Source organism: Streptomyces sp. MBT53, assembly GCF_016654115.1.
Taxonomy (GTDB): Bacteria; Actinomycetota; Actinomycetes; order Streptomycetales; family Streptomycetaceae; genus Streptomyces.
Map to the genome: position 1 here is coordinate 1 of NZ_JAEQAZ010000253.1, position 16188 is coordinate 16188.

Annotated in this window: 14 protein-coding genes and 3 pseudogenes; 12 read left to right on the forward strand and 5 right to left on the reverse strand. The window is 69.4% G+C overall.

The genetic code is table 11. The features are described 5' to 3' along the window. Both JHN45_RS46315 and JHN45_RS46320 read left to right on the forward strand, forming a co-directional pair. The coding region (locus JHN45_RS46315; protein WP_236584836.1) for an RDD family protein at nt 1–648 on the forward strand (648 nt) is incomplete at its 5' end. Between the two features lie 89 nt (nt 649–737). After that, the gene (locus JHN45_RS46320) at nt 738–1373 is read left to right on the forward strand and encodes an RDD family protein (protein ID WP_201055410.1); all 636 of its coding nucleotides are present in this window, start codon (nt 738–740) and stop codon (nt 1371–1373) included. A gap of 111 nt (nt 1374–1484) precedes the next feature. Here the strand turns inward: JHN45_RS46320 and JHN45_RS46325 are convergent, their stop codons facing one another. Further along, complete coding sequence (locus tag JHN45_RS46325; RefSeq protein WP_200715108.1) at nt 1485–1808, reverse strand: hypothetical protein; 324 nt, start codon at nt 1806–1808, stop codon at nt 1485–1487. Nucleotides 1809–2243: 435 nt separating this feature from the next. Here JHN45_RS46325 and JHN45_RS46330 point away from each other — a divergent pair, with 435 nt between their 5' ends. From JHN45_RS46330 to JHN45_RS46340, 3 genes are all read left to right on the forward strand, one after another. Beyond that, on the forward strand, nt 2244–4586 hold the full coding sequence (locus JHN45_RS46330) for an immune inhibitor A domain-containing protein (protein ID WP_201055413.1): 2343 nt from the start codon (nt 2244–2246) through the stop codon (nt 4584–4586). A gap of 135 nt (nt 4587–4721) precedes the next feature. Next, nucleotides 4722–5069, forward strand: coding sequence for a hypothetical protein (locus tag JHN45_RS46335; RefSeq protein ID WP_200715110.1), 348 nt, complete (start codon nt 4722–4724; stop codon nt 5067–5069). Between the two features lie 183 nt (nt 5070–5252). Beyond that, nucleotides 5253–7460: an MMPL family transporter gene (locus JHN45_RS46340; protein ID WP_201055415.1), complete on the forward strand. Its 2208-nt coding sequence runs from the start codon at nt 5253–5255 to the stop codon at nt 7458–7460. Nucleotides 7461–7512: 52 nt separating this feature from the next. Here the strand turns inward: JHN45_RS46340 and JHN45_RS46345 are convergent, their stop codons facing one another. After that, the gene (locus JHN45_RS46345) at nt 7513–8097 is read right to left on the reverse strand and encodes an isochorismatase family protein (protein ID WP_201055416.1); all 585 of its coding nucleotides are present in this window, start codon (nt 8095–8097) and stop codon (nt 7513–7515) included. 130 nt (nt 8098–8227) lie between these two features. After that, nucleotides 8228–9574, reverse strand: a complete 1347-nt coding sequence (locus JHN45_RS46350; protein ID WP_201055417.1) for a nicotinate phosphoribosyltransferase — start codon at nt 9572–9574, stop codon at nt 8228–8230. A gap of 160 nt (nt 9575–9734) precedes the next feature. Here JHN45_RS46350 and clpS point away from each other — a divergent pair, with 160 nt between their 5' ends. The 7 genes and pseudogenes from clpS (at nt 9735) to JHN45_RS46385 (ending at nt 14958) form a co-directional block, all read left to right on the forward strand. Continuing rightward, nucleotides 9735–10052 carry an ATP-dependent Clp protease adapter ClpS gene (gene clpS / locus JHN45_RS46355; protein WP_043679478.1) on the forward strand — a complete coding sequence of 106 codons (318 nt, stop codon included), beginning with the start codon at nt 9735–9737 and terminating at the stop codon, nt 10050–10052. A gap of 12 nt (nt 10053–10064) precedes the next feature. Further along, on the forward strand, nt 10065–10670 hold the full coding sequence (locus JHN45_RS46360) for a DUF2017 domain-containing protein (RefSeq protein WP_200715113.1): 606 nt from the start codon (nt 10065–10067) through the stop codon (nt 10668–10670). Between the two features lie 288 nt (nt 10671–10958). Continuing rightward, a complete protein-coding gene (locus JHN45_RS46365; RefSeq protein WP_200715114.1) occupies nt 10959–12383 on the forward strand; it encodes an amino acid permease in 1425 nt (474 codons plus the stop codon). 78 nt (nt 12384–12461) lie between these two features. After that, nucleotides 12462–12890 carry a Mov34/MPN/PAD-1 family protein gene (locus JHN45_RS46370; RefSeq protein ID WP_200715115.1) on the forward strand — a complete coding sequence of 143 codons (429 nt, stop codon included), beginning with the start codon at nt 12462–12464 and terminating at the stop codon, nt 12888–12890. A 35-nt stretch (nt 12891–12925) separates the two neighbouring features. Next, nucleotides 12926–13685: pseudogene (locus JHN45_RS46375) on the forward strand (LacI family DNA-binding transcriptional regulator). 199 nt (nt 13686–13884) lie between these two features. Next, nucleotides 13885–13998 (forward strand): annotated as a pseudogene (locus JHN45_RS46380) (MoaD/ThiS family protein); the annotation flags it as partial. 6 nt (nt 13999–14004) lie between these two features. After that, nucleotides 14005–14958 carry a PLP-dependent cysteine synthase family protein gene (locus JHN45_RS46385; RefSeq protein WP_201055418.1) on the forward strand — a complete coding sequence of 318 codons (954 nt, stop codon included), beginning with the start codon at nt 14005–14007 and terminating at the stop codon, nt 14956–14958. 16 nt (nt 14959–14974) lie between these two features. On the opposite strand, the gene JHN45_RS46390 is transcribed toward JHN45_RS46385, so the two are convergent. Continuing rightward, complete coding sequence (locus JHN45_RS46390) at nt 14975–15463, reverse strand: hypothetical protein (RefSeq protein ID WP_201055419.1); 489 nt, start codon at nt 15461–15463, stop codon at nt 14975–14977. Nucleotides 15464–15964: 501 nt separating this feature from the next. Further along, nucleotides 15965–16188: pseudogene (locus JHN45_RS46395) on the reverse strand (type II toxin-antitoxin system PemK/MazF family toxin); the annotation flags it as partial.

Here is a 16188-nt window from a genome sequence, read left to right on the forward strand (position 1 = left end):
CCCACCACCGACACCGGAGGCACGCCCATGGCCTCCGGTGTCGGTGGTGGGCAGCCCTCCTGGGCGCAGCAGGTGCACCGGCTGGCGGGGGACGAGGACGGGCCCGTGACGCCCTGGAAGCCGCCCGTGGACGACGTGTTCCAGGCGGCGGCCCGGCGGCAGGCGGCGGCCCGCCCCGCGGGGCTCGGCAAGCGGCTGGTGGCGAGGCTCGTCGACACGCTCGTGGTCGGCGCGGTCACCGCAGCCGCGGCCGTACCGCTCGGCACCAAGGCGGTCGACCACATCAACGAGAAGATCGACGCGGCCAAGCTCTCCGGCCGTACCGAAACGGTCTGGCTGCTGGACGGCACCACATCCGCCTACCTCGGCATCGTCCTCGCCGTGCTCCTCCTCTTCGGCGTCCTCTACGAGGCGCTGCCGACCGCCAAGTGGGGCCGCACCCTCGGCAAGAAGCTCTGCGGTCTCGAGGTGCGCGGCATCGAGAGCCACGAGCCGCCCGGTTTCGGCGGGGCGCTGCGCCGCTGGCTCGTCTACAGCGTCCCGGGCGTGCTCGGCATCGGGATCGTCGGTGTCGCCTGGTGCCTCTTCGACCGGCCCTGGCGCCAGTGCTGGCACGACAAGGCCGCACATACGTTCGTGGCGGGATAGCGGAGTACGGCATCGGGGGTACCAGAATCCGTACCCCGGACGGCCGCTCGCCGGATGCGGAGACACGGCGTTCGCGGTCGACTCGGGCCATGAGTACCGAACCGCCTCCGGGCTCCGGCCAGCAGCCGCCGGAAGACGACCCGTTCAGGAAGCAGCCCCCTCCTGGCCAGGGATCGGGCTCACCCTACGACCCGCCGCCGTACGGCAGTCAGCCGCCCTACGGCAGCGAACCGCCCCCCTACGGCGGCGGCTCCTACCCCACCGACCCGCTCGCCGGCATGCCGCCGCTCGCCGACAGCGGCCGGCGCACGCTCGCCCGGATCATCGACATGATCCTCGTCGGCATCGTCGTCTGGCTGCTCACCTGGGCCTTCGGTGTGCACGAGTACAACATCAACTCCGACCACGTCTCGTACGCCAAGTCGCTCGGGCAGTCGTTCACCGCGGCCGTGCTGTACATGGGCTACGACACCGTGATGCTCGCCAAGTCGGGCCAGACGCTGGGCAAGAAGTGGCTGGGCCTGCGGGTGGCCAACCTGGACAACGGGTCGACGCCCTCCGTGCAGACGAACCTGATCCGCGCGGCGGTGCTGTGGATCCCGTTCGCGTTCTGCTGCGCCTGCATCTGGACGGCGATCAGCGGCGGTTGGAGCTTCTTCGACAAGCCGTACAAGCAGGGCCTGCACGACAAGGCCGCCAAGACCGTGGTGGTCAGCACGCGTTGAGGCGGCCGGGTGCAACACCCGGGCGCACACAAGCGATCGGCGGGTCCGTCGTCAACGGACCCGCCGATTCGCGTGGTCGAGCTTGTGCCTGCGCTTGGGCTTGTGCTTGTTCTAGGGAGTGCTCCGCTCCCGTACCGGCTCCGCCGAGGAGACGGCGGCGGCGGACACGGTCTCCCGCCGCACCGGCACGCGCCTGCGCTGCGGAACGACCGCCGGGGCGGGCGCGGTGGTGGCCGCCGCGTGGGCCGCGGCCGCGGCACGGGACTTGGGCTGTGGCACCGTCAGGGAGACAAGCAGCCCGAGGGCGAGCGCCGCGAAGGCGACGACCGCGATCCCCAGACCCGAACTCGTCTGTGACAGCAGCAGCATGGCGAGCGTCGAGAAGATCACGGTGAACGAACCGTAGGCGAGCTGTGCGGCGGTCGGACGAGGCATGGCAATCGAGTCCTCGTTAGGCGATGGAGGGGAGCTGTGAAAGGGGGGTGCGACAAGGATGTCGGCCTGGCTTTCCGCCGGGTTCCGGGCGATCCGCCAATCGACTCTATTCGCCTGCATGCCCGAGTGGAACGTGCAGTAAGCATGACCTAACACACAGCTCCGGAGCATGGGGGGCGCACGGAGTCATACCGTCCACCAAGTGGACGGATGTACGCGCCCGTTGAGCGATGCGCAAGGAGGCCGTGCGTGTCCGTAAAGCGGACCCCGGCTTCGCATAGTGCACTTGTCCTGTCCAAGTCAAGGTCTGTCTTTTCTCGTAAACCTCTAGTCAAATAACGTCACTTGACTATCACGCGTACACCGCGCGCGGATCTTCCACGACTTCCAGGACCCCCCCTTCCGCGCGGTCGGGCACGCAGGGGAGGACATCAAGTGACCAGCAGACCCTGGACGTTCAGAGCGGCCGCGGTGGGCGTGTCCCTCGCGGCGGCCACCGCCACGTTCTCGACGTTCGCCGTGGCGGAGGCCAACACCTCGGCCAAGTCCGCAGCCGTCGACCGGCACGACCCCGCGCCGGTCGCGCAGAAGGAGCACGACCTCGACGGCCCGCTGAGCAAGACGCAGGACGCCCAGCGCCAAGAGGCCCTGAACCAGGTCATATCCGGCAAGGCGTCCGTCAAGGACCGCAACGGCTCGAAGGTCGTCCAGCTCAAGAGCAAGGGCGGCAAGAGCAAGTACGTCGAACTGAGCCGGGAGAAGACCGACAAGATCTTCACGATCCTGGTCGAGTTCGGCGACCAGGTCGACAGCCGCTACGGCGGCACCGTCGGCCCGCTGCACAACCAGATAGCCGCGCCGGACCGCACCAAGGACAACTCCACGGCCTGGCAGGCGGATTACAACCAGGCGCACTTCCAGGATCTGTACTTCGGCACCGGCAAGAACACCGAGTCGCTCAAGAAGTACTACGAGAAGCAGTCCTCGGGCCGCTACTCGGTCGACGGCGAGGTCACCGACTGGGTCAAGGTCCCCTACAACGAGGCCCGTTACGGCTCCAACAAGGCGTCCACCGGCGCCTGGTACGCCGTGCAGGACGGCGTCAACGCCTGGGTCGCCCAGCGCGAGGCCGCCGGTGACACGGCCGCCGAGATCAAGACGGAGCTGGCCCAGTTCGACCAGTGGGACCGCTACGACTACGACGGCGACGGCAACTTCAACGAGCCCGACGGCTACATCGACCACTTCCAGATCGTGCACGCCGGCGAGGACGAGTCCGCGGGCGGCGGCGCGCAGGGCGAGGACGCGATCTGGGCCCACCGCTGGTACGCCTTCGGCACCGACGCCGGCTCGACAGGGCCGGACACCAACAAGCTCGGCGGCACCCAGGTCGGTGACACCGGCGTCTGGGTCGGCGACTACACCATCCAGCCGGAGAACGGCGGACTCGGCGTCTACGCCCACGAGTACGGCCACGACCTCGGCCTGCCCGACGAGTACGACACCGCGGGCGGCGAGAACTCCACCGGCTTCTGGACGCTGATGTCGTCCGGCTCCTGGCTCGGCACCGGCAAGGACGCCATCGGCGACCTGCCCGGCGACATGAACGCCTGGGACAAGCTCCAACTGGGCTGGCTGGACTACGACGTGGCCAAGGCCGGCGTCAAGTCCAAGCACACGCTGGGCGTCGCGGAGTACAACACCAAGAACGCCCAGGCGCTGGTGGTGCAGTTGCCCCAGAAGGCGGTCACCACCGAGGTGGTCACCCCGGCGCAGGGTGCCACGCAGTGGTGGAGCGGCAGCGGCAACAGCCTGAGCAACACCCTTTCCCGCACAGTGGACCTGACCGGCAAGTCCTCCGCCGCGCTCACCCTCGACGGCTGGTACGACACCGAGCAGGACTACGACTACCTCTACACCGAGGTGTCGAAGGACGGCGGCGCGACCTGGACCCCGATCGACGGCACGCTGGCCGACGGCTCCGCCATCCCGCGTGACGGCAGCGGCAACCCCGCCCTCACCGGCACGGCCGCCGCGTACCAGAAGCTGACGTACCCGCTGGACGCCTACGCGGGCCAGAAGATCGACGTCCGCTTCCGCTACCAGACGGACAGCGGCGTGGCCCAGAAGGGCTTCGCGGCCGACGAGATCACGGTGACCGCCGACGGCGCCACCCTCTTCTCCGACAACGCCGAGTCCGCGGACGCCGCCTGGACGGCGAAGGGCTTCTCGCGCATCGGCTCGTCCTTCACGGACGACTACGCGCAGTACTACATCGCCGAGAACCGTCAATACGTGTCGTACGACAAGGTGTTGAAGGTCGGCCCGTACAACTTCGGCTTCTCGACGACCCGTCCGGACTGGGTGGAGCACTACGCCTACCAGAACGGCCTGTTGATCTGGAAGTGGGACACCTCGCAGGCGGACGACAACACCAGCCAGCACGCCGGTGAGGGTCTGATCCTGCCGATCGACTCCCACCCGACGCAGCTGAAGTGGACCGACGGCACGCTGATGCGCAACCGCATCCAGGCCTACGACTCGCCGTTCAGCCTGTACCGGACGGACTCGGTCACGCTGCACAAGGCCGACGTCGCCACCAAGATCAAGTCGCAGCCCGGCGTTCCCGTCTTCGACGACGGCAGGTCGACCTACTACGACACGTCGAACCCGACAGCCGGTGTCAAGATCACTGACACCAACACCCGGATCAAGATCGTCAAGGAGTCGCCGAACGGCTCGACGATCAGCCTCCAGGTCGGCCCCTCGGCGAAGTAGTCGGTAAAACCGCAGGTCAGAAACGTATCGGCGGTGACCCCCTGGCGGGTCGCCGCCGATACGTGTTTAGGTGCGTCCTGTGCCCGTCTTATTGACACCGACATCTACACCGACTCGCACGGGGGTGTGACCGCATTGTCCGCAGGAGGTTTCTGCAGGCTGCCCACAGGCAGCGTGGTGGTGGCGTTGAACCTGCCAAGACCCACCGCCCAGGGCGAAGGCTGCGTCCGCGTGCTCGTCCACGCCCGCAACCGCGCCCGGGCCCTGACCCGGCTCCGCAACCTCGGAATGCGGGCCGTCTACCTGCGCGGCAACGCGGAACCACCGACCCCGGACGAGATCACCGCGGTCCTGCACCACCCCGACGGCCTGATATGGCGCACGGCCCCTGACAACGCTGTCGCGATCCCGGGCGCGGAACTCCCACACGAGCTGTGGCACCCGATCAAGGCGCTGCTGCGGAGGCCCGCGGCGCCTGCGTAGGGGCGGCGACTGCAGCGCCCCTCCAGGGGCGCGGGGAACTGCGCGACCAGCCCCCACCGGGCCCGCAGACACCGATGGCGCGACGCCCCCCTGAGCGCCCCGTGCACCCCCAACAGGCGGTACACCCCGACGCACCCCATCCTGAGATGGCTCGGGGCACCCTAAAGACCGCCGGAGGCCCTCGTGGCTACCGTCCTCTACCGCCTGGGGCGCCTGGCCTTCCGCAGGCGCTGGTACGTGACCATCCTCTGGGTGGTGATCCTCGCGGCCCTCGGTTTCGCCTCCGCCAAGGCGGCCGACGCCCCCGCCACCACCTTCTCCACCCCCGGCGTCGAGTCCCAGCGGGCCTTCGACCTGATCCAGCAGCGTTTCCCCGGCGCACAGGCGGACGGCGCCGTGGCCCGGGTCGTCTTCGTCGCCCCGGACGGACAGAAGATCACCACCGGCAAGGACCGGGCGGCCGTGGTCCGCCTCGTCGACGAGGTCTCCGGCGGCCCCCAGGTCGCGAGCGCGGTGAACCCCTTCCAGGCGAACGCGGTCAGCAAGGACGCGATGACCGCGTACTCGACGATCACCTACACCGTCCAGGCCAACGACCTCTCCGACACCGCCAAGAACAACCTCAGGACCGCCGCCGCGCAGGCCCGCGACTCCGGCCTCACCGTCGAGATCGGCGGCACCGCACTCGCCGCCCAGCCCGCCGCGGGCGGCGTCGGCGAGATCCTCGGCGTCGCCATCGCCGCCGTAGTGCTGCTGATCACCTTCGGCTCCCTCGCGGCCGCCGGACTCCCGCTGCTCACCGCGATCCTCGGCGTCGGCATCTCCATGACCGCGATCACCACCCTGGCCGCCACCCTCGGCCTCTCCGACACCACCGGCACGCTCGCCACGATGCTCGGCCTGGCCTGCGGGATCGACTACGCGGTGTTCGTCGTCTTCCGCTATCGCGAGGAACGCGCCAACGGCCACACCACCGAGGAGGCGGCCGGCCTCGCCGTCGGCACCGCGGGCTCGGCGGTGGTCTTCGCGGGCCTCACGGTCGTCATCGCGCTGGCCGGCCTCTCGGTCGTAGGCATCCCGCTCCTGACCAAAATGGGCCTGTGCGCGGCGGGCGCGGTCGTCATCGCCGTCCTCATCGCGCTGACCCTGGTACCCGCCCTGCTCGGCTTCTGGCCCCGCGCGGTCCTCTCCCGCCGCTACAAGACGACCGGCCGCCGTATCCAGGGAGTGGCCGGCAACATGGGCAGCCGCTGGGCCGGATTCGTGCTGCGCCACCCCTGGCCGGTGCTGCTCGGCACGGTCGTGGGCCTGGTGGTCCTCGCGCTCCCCGTGATCGGCTTGCAGCTCGGCCAGTCCGGCGACGAGGCCAAGTCCACCGCGACGACGGAACGCCGTGCCTACGACGACCTCGCCAAGGCGTTCGGCCCCGGCTTCAACGGCCCGCTGACGGTGGTCGTGGACCTCACGGACTCCGCCCACCCGAAGGCCGCCGCAGCCACGGTCGAGAAGCGGATCGCGGCCGTACCCGGCGTGGTCTCGGTGTCCCCGGTGCGCTTCAACTCGGCTGGAAACACAGCCCTGTTCACCGCCGTACCGGCCGAGGCGCCCACCAGCCAGAAGACCGTCGACCTCGTCCACACCATCCGCGACGACCGTCCCGCGATCACGGCGGCGACCCCCGGCGCGACCTTCGAGGTCACCGGCACCACCGCCCTCAACATCGACGTGGCCCAGAAGGTCAGCGGCGCCCTGATCCCGTACCTGATAGTGGTCGTGGGCCTGGCGGTGCTCCTCCTGCTCCTGGTGTTCCGCTCGATCGTCATCCCGATCAAGGCGGCCGTAGGCTTCCTGCTCTCGGTGCTCGCCGCACTCGGCTGCGTGGTCGCGGTCTTCCAATGGGGCTGGGGCGCAAGCCTGTTGGGAGTGGAGACCACCGGCCCGATCATGAGCCTGATGCCGATCTTCCTGGTGGGCATCGTCTTCGGCCTGGCCATGGACTACGAGGTCTTCCTCGTCTCCCGCATCCGCGAGGCCTACGTCCACGGCAGCGCGGCCCACGCCTCGATCGCGACCGGGTTCCGCTACAGCGCCCGCGTCGTGACCGCCGCCGCCCTCATCATGATCTCGGTGTTCGCGGGCTTCATCACGGCAGGCGACTCCATGATCAAGATGATCGGCTTCGGCCTCGCGATAGCCGTCCTCTTCGACGCGTTCGTGGTCCGCATGGCCTTCGTACCGGCGGTCCTGGCGATCCTCGGCGAACGCATCTCGTGGTTGCCGGGCTGGCTTGACCGGCTTCTCCCGAACGTGGACATCGAGGGCGAGAGCCTGAGCCGCCAACACCCGGCGACAGAACCAGTGGAATCTCCGCGAGCTGGAGCGCCCCTTTAGGGGCGCGGGGAACTGCGCGACCAGCCCCCACCGACCCGCACCCAAAAACTACTCAGACGACCGGCTTCCCAGTCAACTCCACACCAGCAGCCCGCAGTTCCTCCAGCGCGCGGTCGGTCGTCTCCTTGGCCACCCCAGCCGTCAGATCCAACAACACCTGCGTACGAAACCCCTCCCGCACAGAATCAAGCGCGGTCGCCTTCACGCAGTGGTCGGTAGCGATCCCGACGACATCCACCTCGTCGATCTCCCGCGCCCGCAACCAGTCGCCCAGCGCGACCCCGTTCTCGTCCCGCCCCTCGAACCCGCTGTAAGCGGCCGCGTACGCCCCCTTGTCGAAGACGGCGTCGATCGCCCCGGAGGCGACCGCGGGCGCGAAGTTCGGGTGGAACCCGACACCCTCCGTGCCCGCGACGCAGTGCGCGGGCCAGGAGTGGGCGTAGTCGGGGTTGTCGGCGAAGTGGCCGCCGGGCGCGATGTGGTGGTCGCGGGTGGCCACGACATGCCGGTAGCCGGCGGGCGCCTGCCCGATCAGCTCGGTCACGGCGGCGGCCACGTCGGCACCACCGGCCACCGCGAGACTGCCTCCTTCGCAGAAGTCGTTCTGTACGTCAACGACGATCAAGGCGCGGCGCATGGTGGTGTCCTTCGCGGAGAGTGAGATTCGAGCCTAGAGACTTCGGCGCCACCGCGGGAGGGCGCACTCCTGATTTTCGTACTGGTCTTAACTCGCGAGACGTAAGTGGCGGAACTTGAGTGGCGGGTCTTTAACTACCCGACCGCAGTTGGACGTACTCCGTAGGAATGACGGCTTCCCCGCGAGACAACTGGGTCGCAGACAAGGGCAGGTTGGCCCGCGCCGCCGCATGCCGGTCCCGTACGACGTCCAGCGGTTCGCGGGCGACGACCTCGCCGCCCTTGACCAGCTCCACCAGCAGCTGCCGTTCGGCCAGTTCGGCGGGGACGGGCCCGGTACCGATGACCTCGGCCTCCGCGATCCCGTCGCCGTCCAGCCGCCGCGCGGCCCACTTGCGTCCGCCGATGGACGTCTTGCCGCCGCTGGACTTCTTCGCGACCGGCACCAGCGGCGCCTTCGGGTCGGCGGACTCGGCGCGGGCGACCAGCTTGTAGACCATGGAGCAGGTCGGGTGCCCGGAGCCGGTCACCAGCTGGGTGCCGACGCCGTACGCGTCCACGGGCGCCGCCGCGAGTGAGGCGATGGCGTACTCGTCGAGGTCGGAGGTCACGATGATCTTCGTGTTGACGGCGCCCAGCTCGTCCAGCTGCTGCCGCACCCGGTGCGCGACGAGCAGCAGGTCGCCGGAGTCGATGCGGACGGCGCCCAGTTCGGGACCGGCGACCTCGACCGCCGTACGGACGGCCTCGGTGACGTCGTACGTGTCGACGAGCAGCGTGGTGTTGCGGCCGAGCGAGTCCACCTGGGCCTGGAACGCGTCGCGTTCGTTGTCGTGGAGCAGGGTGAAGGCGTGCGCGGAGGTGCCGACGGTGGGGATGCCGTAGCGGAATCCGGCCGCGAGATCGGACGTGGTGGCGAAACCGCCGACGTAGGCGGCGCGGGAGGCGGCGACGGCGGCGAGTTCGTGGGTGCGGCGGGCGCCCATCTCGATCAGCGGGCGGTCGCCTGCGGCGGAGGCCATGCGGGAGGCGGCGGCCGCGATCGCGGAGTCGTGGTTGAGGATGGAGAGGATCACGGTCTCCAGGAGCACGCACTCGGCGAAGGAGCCCTCGACGCGGATGATCGGCGAGCCGGGGAAGTAGACCTCGCCCTCCGGGTAGCCCCAGACGTCACCGCTGAAGCGGTAGGAGGCGAGCCATTCGAGGGTCTCCTCGTTGACGACCCGACGCTCGCGCAGGAAGCCGAGGACGTCCGCGTCGAAGCGGAAGTTCTCCACCGCGTCCAGGACGCGTCCGGTGCCCGCCACGACGCCGTAGCGGCGGCCCTCGGGCAGCCTCCGGGTGAAGCACTCGAAGACCGAACGCCGGTCGGCCGTACCCGCTTTGAGGGCGGCCTGCAGCATCGTCAGCTCGTAGTGGTCGGTGAAGAGCGCCGTCGAGGGAACGTCCACCGGCAGCCCAAGGTCCGCTACGTCCACTGAACTCTCCTGGTCGTGATTTTCCGGGTCCCCCGAGGTCCGCCGGGGGTCCGGGGGTTGTCCCCCGGTGTGTGCCGCATGGCAAGGGATCGTACTCCCATCTCGTCACTCTGACGATTTGTGGGGTCCATTTGTGCGGGCACCCCCTTCTGGTGGCAGCATGGGCGCTGTGACGTCACCCGCACCCCTGGAGATCGAACGCACCGAGTCGGCGGAGGAGGTCTTCGCCGTACCCGAGCCGGACGTCCCCTGGGTCACGATCGTGCACAACGACCCGGTCAACCTCATGAGCTATGTGACGTACGTCTTCCAGACGTACTTCGGCTACTCCAAGGACAAGGCCACCAAACTCATGATGGACGTCCACCACAAGGGCCGCGCGGTCGTCTCCAGCGGCAGCCGCGAGGAGATGGAACGCGACGTGCAGGCCATGCACGGCTACGGTCTGTGGGCCACCCTCCAGCAGGACCGGAAGTAGCGACTCAGCCCGATGCCAGGACACTTCGAACCGCTGCGCGGCGGCGGTGCCGCCGTCGCCCTCGACGACGTCGAGATCTCCATCATCCGGTCACTGGCCGTCCAGCTCCTGGAGCTGATCGGCCCGGGCCCGGGCGAGGACGCCCCCGACGACCCCCTCGCGGAACTCTTCGCCGAGGGCCCGAGCGAACCGCCCTCGGATCCGGTGCTGCGGCGCCTGTTCCCGGACGCGTACACCGACCCGGAACAGGCCCCGGACTCCCCGCAGGACGCGGAGGAGCGGATGGCGCACTCCGCCGAGTTCCGCCGCTTCACCGAGAACGACCTCCGCGCCGGAAAGCGCGAGAACGCCCTCGCGGTGATCCGCACCCTCGACTCGCTCACCCCCGGCGGCGACGGCGGCGCGGTCCTCAAGCTGACCGCCGAGGAGTCCCGCCAGTGGCTCGGCTCCCTCAACGACCTCCGCCTGGCGATCGGTTCACGCCTCGACATCACCGACGAGGACGACACCGACGACCTCTACCGCCTCCCGGACGAGGACCCCCGCAAGCCGATGGTGATGGCGTACCTGTGGCTGGGCGGCCTCCAGGAAACCCTGGTCACGACGTTGCTGCGCTGACCCCGACCGACCCCGCGGGTCCCGCCCCGTTCGCTCAGCGGACCCTCAAATCCGCATAACGATCACGTCACCGCGACGGCCAGGAATGCTGGCCGTCGCTCTTTTTTGTCCGCTTCTTCCTGTGGTGTGCGCCACAAAATCCCCCGTCGATCACGGTTGCGACCGTGATAAATCTTCACGACCGCCCGGCGGACGCCACCCATGTCCCGCCGGGTTCGCCGTGCGGCCGACGGATCTCGGCCGGGCAGCTCCAGTCCATGGGGGGATTCGGAGAAAGGCGCACCACACATGACCTCCGCTCAGGTCGAGACGGAAAAGACCCCCGAGGAGGGGTACGAGCGCGGGCTCGGCAGCCGTCAGGTCCAGATGATCGCGATCGGCGGCGCCGTCGGCGTCGGGCTGTTCCTGGGAGCCGGGGCGAACATCGCCAAGGCCGGACCCAGCCTCATCTTCATGTACGCCCTGGCCGGCGTGATCATCTTCTTCATCATGCGGGCCCTGGGCGAACTGCTCCTGTACCGCCCGGTGTCGGGCTCCTTCGCGGAGTACTCCCGCGAGTTCCTCGGCCCGTTCTTCGGCTACTTCACCGCCTGGACGTACTGGCTGATGTGGGTGGTCACCGGCATGGCCGAACTCACGGCCGCCGCCATCTACGTCAACTACTGGTTCCCCGCCGTCTCCCAGTGGGTGACCGCGCTCGCCTTCCTGGTGATCCTCTTCGTCGCCAACCTGATCTCGGTGAAGCTCTTCGGCGAGATCGAGTTCTGGTTCTCGATGGTCAAGGTCACCGCGCTGATCGGCATGATCGTGATCGGCCTCGGCGTGCTCACCTTCGGCTTCAGCAGCGCCGGTGACACCGCCTCCGTAGCGAATCTCTGGCAGTTCGACGGCTTCTTCCCCAAGGGCATCGGCTCCTCCCTGATGACCCTCCAGGGCGTGATGTTCGCCTACCTCGCCGTCGAACTGGTCGGCGTCACCGCGGGCGAGTCCGAGAACCCGGAGAAGACCCTCCCCAAGGCGATCAACACCCTCCCGTGGCGCATAGCCCTCTTCTACGTCGGCGCCCTCACCGTCATCCTCTGCGTCGTGAAGTGGACCGAATTCGCCCCGGGCGTCAGCCCGTTCGTCGAGGCGTTCGCGAAGATCGGCATCCCGGCGGGCGCGGGCATCGTCAACTTCGTGGTCCTCACCGCCGCCCTGTCCTCCTGCAACTCGGGCATGTACTCCACGGGCCGCATGCTCCGCACCCTCGCGGACAACGGCGAGGCCCCGAAGGCCTTCAGCAGGCTCTCCGCCTCGAAGACCCCGGCCCTCGGCATCACGATCTCCGTCGCCTTCATGGGCATCGGCGTGGTCCTCAACTACGTCGTCCCGGAGAAGGCGTTCGGCTACGTCACCTCGGTCGCCACCGCCGCCGGCATCTGGACCTGGCTGATGATCCTGGTCAGCCACGTCCTCTACCGCCGCGCGGTCGACGCCGGCCGCCTCCCGGCCTCGTCCTTCCCTGCCCCGGGCGGCGCGAAGTTCTCGTACGTGGCCATCGCGTTCCTGCTCTTCGTCACGGGCCTGATCGCCTACGACCCCGACTCCCGCGTCTGCCTCTACGTCATGGCGGGCTGGACCCTCGCCCTGGCCGCCGGCTGGTTCGCCCTCAAGGCCCGCAACCCGCAGGTCACCGAGCGCCGCGAGCCGCAGTTCGAGAAGGTCGGCTGACCCGTCCGATCCCGGCATATGGGCCGCCCCGTACCACCACTCGGTACGCGGGCGGCCCTTCTGCTTATCCTGACGACCATGTCGACCCTGACCATCACCCAAACCCTCTTCGACCAGATCGTCTCGCACGCGCGCGCGGACCACCCCGACGAGGCGTGCGGAGTCGTCGCGGGCCCGGCGGGCACGGACCGCCCCGAGCGGTTCATCCCGATGCTGAACGCGGCCCGCTCGCCCACGTTCTACGAGTTCGACTCGCAGGATCTGCTGAAGCTCTACCGCGAGATGGACGACCGCGACGAGGAGCCGGTGATCATCTACCACTCCCACACCGCGACAGAGGCCTACCCCTCCCGCACCGACCTCTCCTACGCCAACGAACCCGGCGCCCACTACGTCCTCGTCTCCACCGCCGACACCGACGACGCCGGCCCCTTCCAGTTCCGCTCCTACCGGATCGTGGAGGGCGAGATCACGGAGGAGGACGTCAAGGTCGTAGAGGCATACTGACCGCGTACGCAACAGCCCAACTCGCCGTGACGGAGATGGTGTTGACGCAGCGGTCGAACGCACGGCGCCCCACGCTGGAGNGCTGGTCGGGGGTCTCCAAGTCCACGGTGTCGCGGGTGGTCAACGGCGAGCCCAAGGTGAGTGGGGAGGTCGCGGTCCGGGTCCGGGAGGCGATCTCCGCGCTCGGGTACGTGCCCAACCAGGCGGCCCGGCAACTGGTCACCCGCCGCACCGGAGCCGTCGCGGTCGTGGCGGCCCAGCCCGAGGACCGGCTCTTCCTCGACCCGTTCTTCGACTGTCTGCTGCGCGGTATCCGCTCCGAACTCGCCCGGCACGGAGCCCAGGCCGTCCTCCTCTTCGTCGACGAACCCGACGACTACGCGCGCGTGGCCGACTATCTCGGCGGCGGCCATGTCGACGGCGCGATCCTGTTCTCGCTGCGCCCCGGCGACCGGATGCCCGAGATGGTCGACCGGCTCGCCCTGCCCGCCGTCTTCGGCGGCCGTCCCCTCCTGCACGACGGCGACCCCGTGCGCGGCCAGGCCTACGTCGACGGCGACAACCGCGGCGGCGCCCGCCAGGCCGTCCGCCACCTCCTGGCGCTGGGCCGCGAGCGCATCGCNCGTCCCCATCTCCGAGTCGACCGATCCACCGCTGACCACCGTCCACCAGGACGTCGCCGAGATGGGCCGCCTGCTGGCCCGGCTCCTCTTCGACCGCACCGAACAGCACTCCGGGGACGACCTGCCGTCGGCGATCGTGCCCACCCGGCTGGTCGTACGACAGTCCGCCTGACAGTCCGCCTGAGCTGCGCCGTCTCACCCCCCGAATGAATTTCGTCCGAATTGTGAGATCACATACCGGGGCCCGGACCGGGAATCGATACGATGAGCCCATGGTTCTTCTCGACGTGAGCGACAAGGCGCCGGGCACGCTGCTCGTGGCGCGGCTGCACGTCGACCTGTGCAGGCTCGACAGCGCCATCTGTTGCGTCGTCAACGTCTACCTGAACGACGAGGACGTCCGTTTCCTCGACGGCATCAACACCAAGCTGACCGACGGCGACAGCGTCACGATCCTGCCGGCCGTGGCCGGCGGTATGGCCTGATCGTCGATGCGTTACGACTCCCCGCTGGCCGCGGTGGGCAACACCCCTCTGGTGCGCCTGCCGCGGCTCTCGCCGTCCACCGACGTCCGCATCTGGGCCAAGCTGGAGGACCGCAACCCGACCGGCTCGGTCAAGGACCGCCCGGCCCTGCACATGATCGAACAGGCGGAGAAGGACGGCCGCCTCACCCCCGGCTGCACGATCCTGGAGCCGACCTCCGGCAACACCGGCATCTCCCTGGCCATGGCGGCGAAGCTCAAGGGCTACCGCATGGTCTGCGTGATGCCCGAGAACACCTCGCAGGAACGCCGTGAACTGCTCGGCATGTGGGGCGCCGAGATCATCCCCAGCCCCGCGGCCGGCGGCTCCAACACCGCCGTACGCGTGGCGAAGGAACTGTCCGCCGAACACCCCGACTGGGTCATGCTCTACCAGTACGGCAACCCGGACAACGCGGGCGCCCACTACGCCACGACGGGCCCGGAGATCCTCACCGACCTCCCCTCCATCACCCACTTCGTGGCGGGACTGGGGACCACGGGGACGTTGATGGGCGTCGGCCGCTACCTCCGCGAACACAAGCCGGACGTCAAGATCGTCGCCGCCGAGCCGCGCTACGACTGGGACCTCGTCTACGGCCTCCGCAACCTCGACGAGGGCTTCGTCCCCGAGCTCTACGACGCCTCCGTCCTCACCACCCGCTTCTCGGTCGGCTCCGCCGACGCGGTCACCCGCACCCGCGAACTCCTCCAGCAGGAGGGCATCTTCGCGGGCGTCTCCACCGGCGCGGCCCTGCACGCGGCGATCGGCGTCGGCAAGAAGGCCGTGGCGGCGGGGGAGAGCGCGGACATCGCGTTCGTGGTCGCGGACGGCGGCTGGAAGTACCTGTCCACGGGTGTGTACACGGCGGCGACGACGGAGGAAGCGATCGCGACCCTCCAGGGTCAGCTCTGGGCCTGATCCGAGCGCCCCGGGCTCAATCCCCGGGGCCGTCGACGAACTCCGGTTCCGGCCGGAACCAGTCGGCCATGATCCTGTCGTCGACGCGGTAGAGCACCGCGGAGCCGAAGAGCGCGACCGCCATCCGCACCTGGCCCTGGTCGTACGGCTCGGTCGCCGGGCGAGTCGCGGGATCCAGCTCCGCGTGGCGTTCCCGCGCCGTCCGGAGCACCGCCTCCCCCTTGCCGGTGACGGTGGGCAGGTGCCGCGGCATGGTCGGGCCGTCGGGGAACACCTTGCGCAGCGCCATCGCCCCGATGACGAACGCCAGCCCGGCCCGGACCCAGGCATGGTCAAGGAGCAGTACGGTCACCGCCGGCACCGCGGCAGCGGCGGCGATCGCCGACCACCGGCCCCAGAGCAGCGGCAGGCCGGGCACGATCTCGAACCGGGGCCGGGTGAAGCCCTCACGGGCCAGCCGCGACTCCACCGCCCCCATCTGCCGCCAGGCGTTCGGCGCCCGCATCTCCCANCGCCCCTGCTCTGCCCCGGGGAACGGGCGGGGTCGCGCACATGCGGCGGGAGCGCCTCCGTCCACAGTTCGCGTTCGAAGTCGTCGGCGTCCTCGGGCAGCCTGCCGCCGGACATCCAGCGTTTCTGGCCGGATCTGTCGGACGACGTCCGGTGCAGCGCCCCCGCGGCCACCAGACTGGCCACCACCCCCTGCTGCACCGCCCAGTGGTCCTGACCGTTCAGCACACCGAGGGCCAGCGGACCGAGCCGTTCCACCACATGCGGTTCGACGACCGCGCTGTTCCGGTCCTCGGCCACGAACGCCGCCAGACAGGCGTCGGCGGCGGCGCCGCGCACCTTGTCGTCGAGCAGCCACGCCGTGAACGCGATCACGAAACAACCCGCGAGTATGAGCCAGTCCGTCATACGGGTCAGTATCCCCGCACACCGGCGTTCGACCCCTTCGCGCACACCCCAATTGCCATGCGATCAGCGGTCGTTGCGCACCGCACGCCTACCGGGCGAGATGCCGGACCTGGTCCCACAGCGCCGGGTCCGCGACCCCGACCCGCCGTCGGAAATCGGCCACCGGCACGGACCGCAGCTCGTCGGTCTCCAGATAGCTCGCCCGCCCCTGCGCGTCCCCGACCGACCCCGGGGGCAGCGCGATCACCCCGCCGCGCTCGTCGTGGTACTTGCTGGTGATCTTGGCGACCGTCGCGGTCCGTCCGCGCACCG

What these genes read in the sequence shown, in the direction of transcription:
- JHN45_RS46320 (WP_201055410.1), top strand. Translation starts at nt 738, where the DNA reads ATGAGTACCGAACCGCCTCCGGGCTCCGGCCAGCAGCCGCCGGAAGAC.
- JHN45_RS46325 (WP_200715108.1), bottom strand. Translation starts at nt 1,808, where the DNA reads ATGCCTCGTCCGACCGCCGCACAGCTCGCCTACGGTTCGTTCACCGTG.
- JHN45_RS46345 (WP_201055416.1), bottom strand. Translation starts at nt 8,097, where the DNA reads ATGCGCCGCGCCTTGATCGTCGTTGACGTACAGAACGACTTCTGCGAA.
- clpS (WP_043679478.1), top strand. Translation starts at nt 9,735, where the DNA reads ATGGGCGCTGTGACGTCACCCGCACCCCTGGAGATCGAACGCACCGAG.
- JHN45_RS46360 (WP_200715113.1), top strand. Translation starts at nt 10,065, where the DNA reads ATGCCAGGACACTTCGAACCGCTGCGCGGCGGCGGTGCCGCCGTCGCC.
- JHN45_RS46365 (WP_200715114.1), top strand. Translation starts at nt 10,959, where the DNA reads ATGACCTCCGCTCAGGTCGAGACGGAAAAGACCCCCGAGGAGGGGTAC.
- JHN45_RS46370 (WP_200715115.1), top strand. Translation starts at nt 12,462, where the DNA reads ATGTCGACCCTGACCATCACCCAAACCCTCTTCGACCAGATCGTCTCG.
- JHN45_RS46385 (WP_201055418.1), top strand. Translation starts at nt 14,005, where the DNA reads ATGCGTTACGACTCCCCGCTGGCCGCGGTGGGCAACACCCCTCTGGTG.
- JHN45_RS46390 (WP_201055419.1), bottom strand. Translation starts at nt 15,463, where the DNA reads ATGCGGGCGCCGAACGCCTGGCGGCAGATGGGGGCGGTGGAGTCGCGG.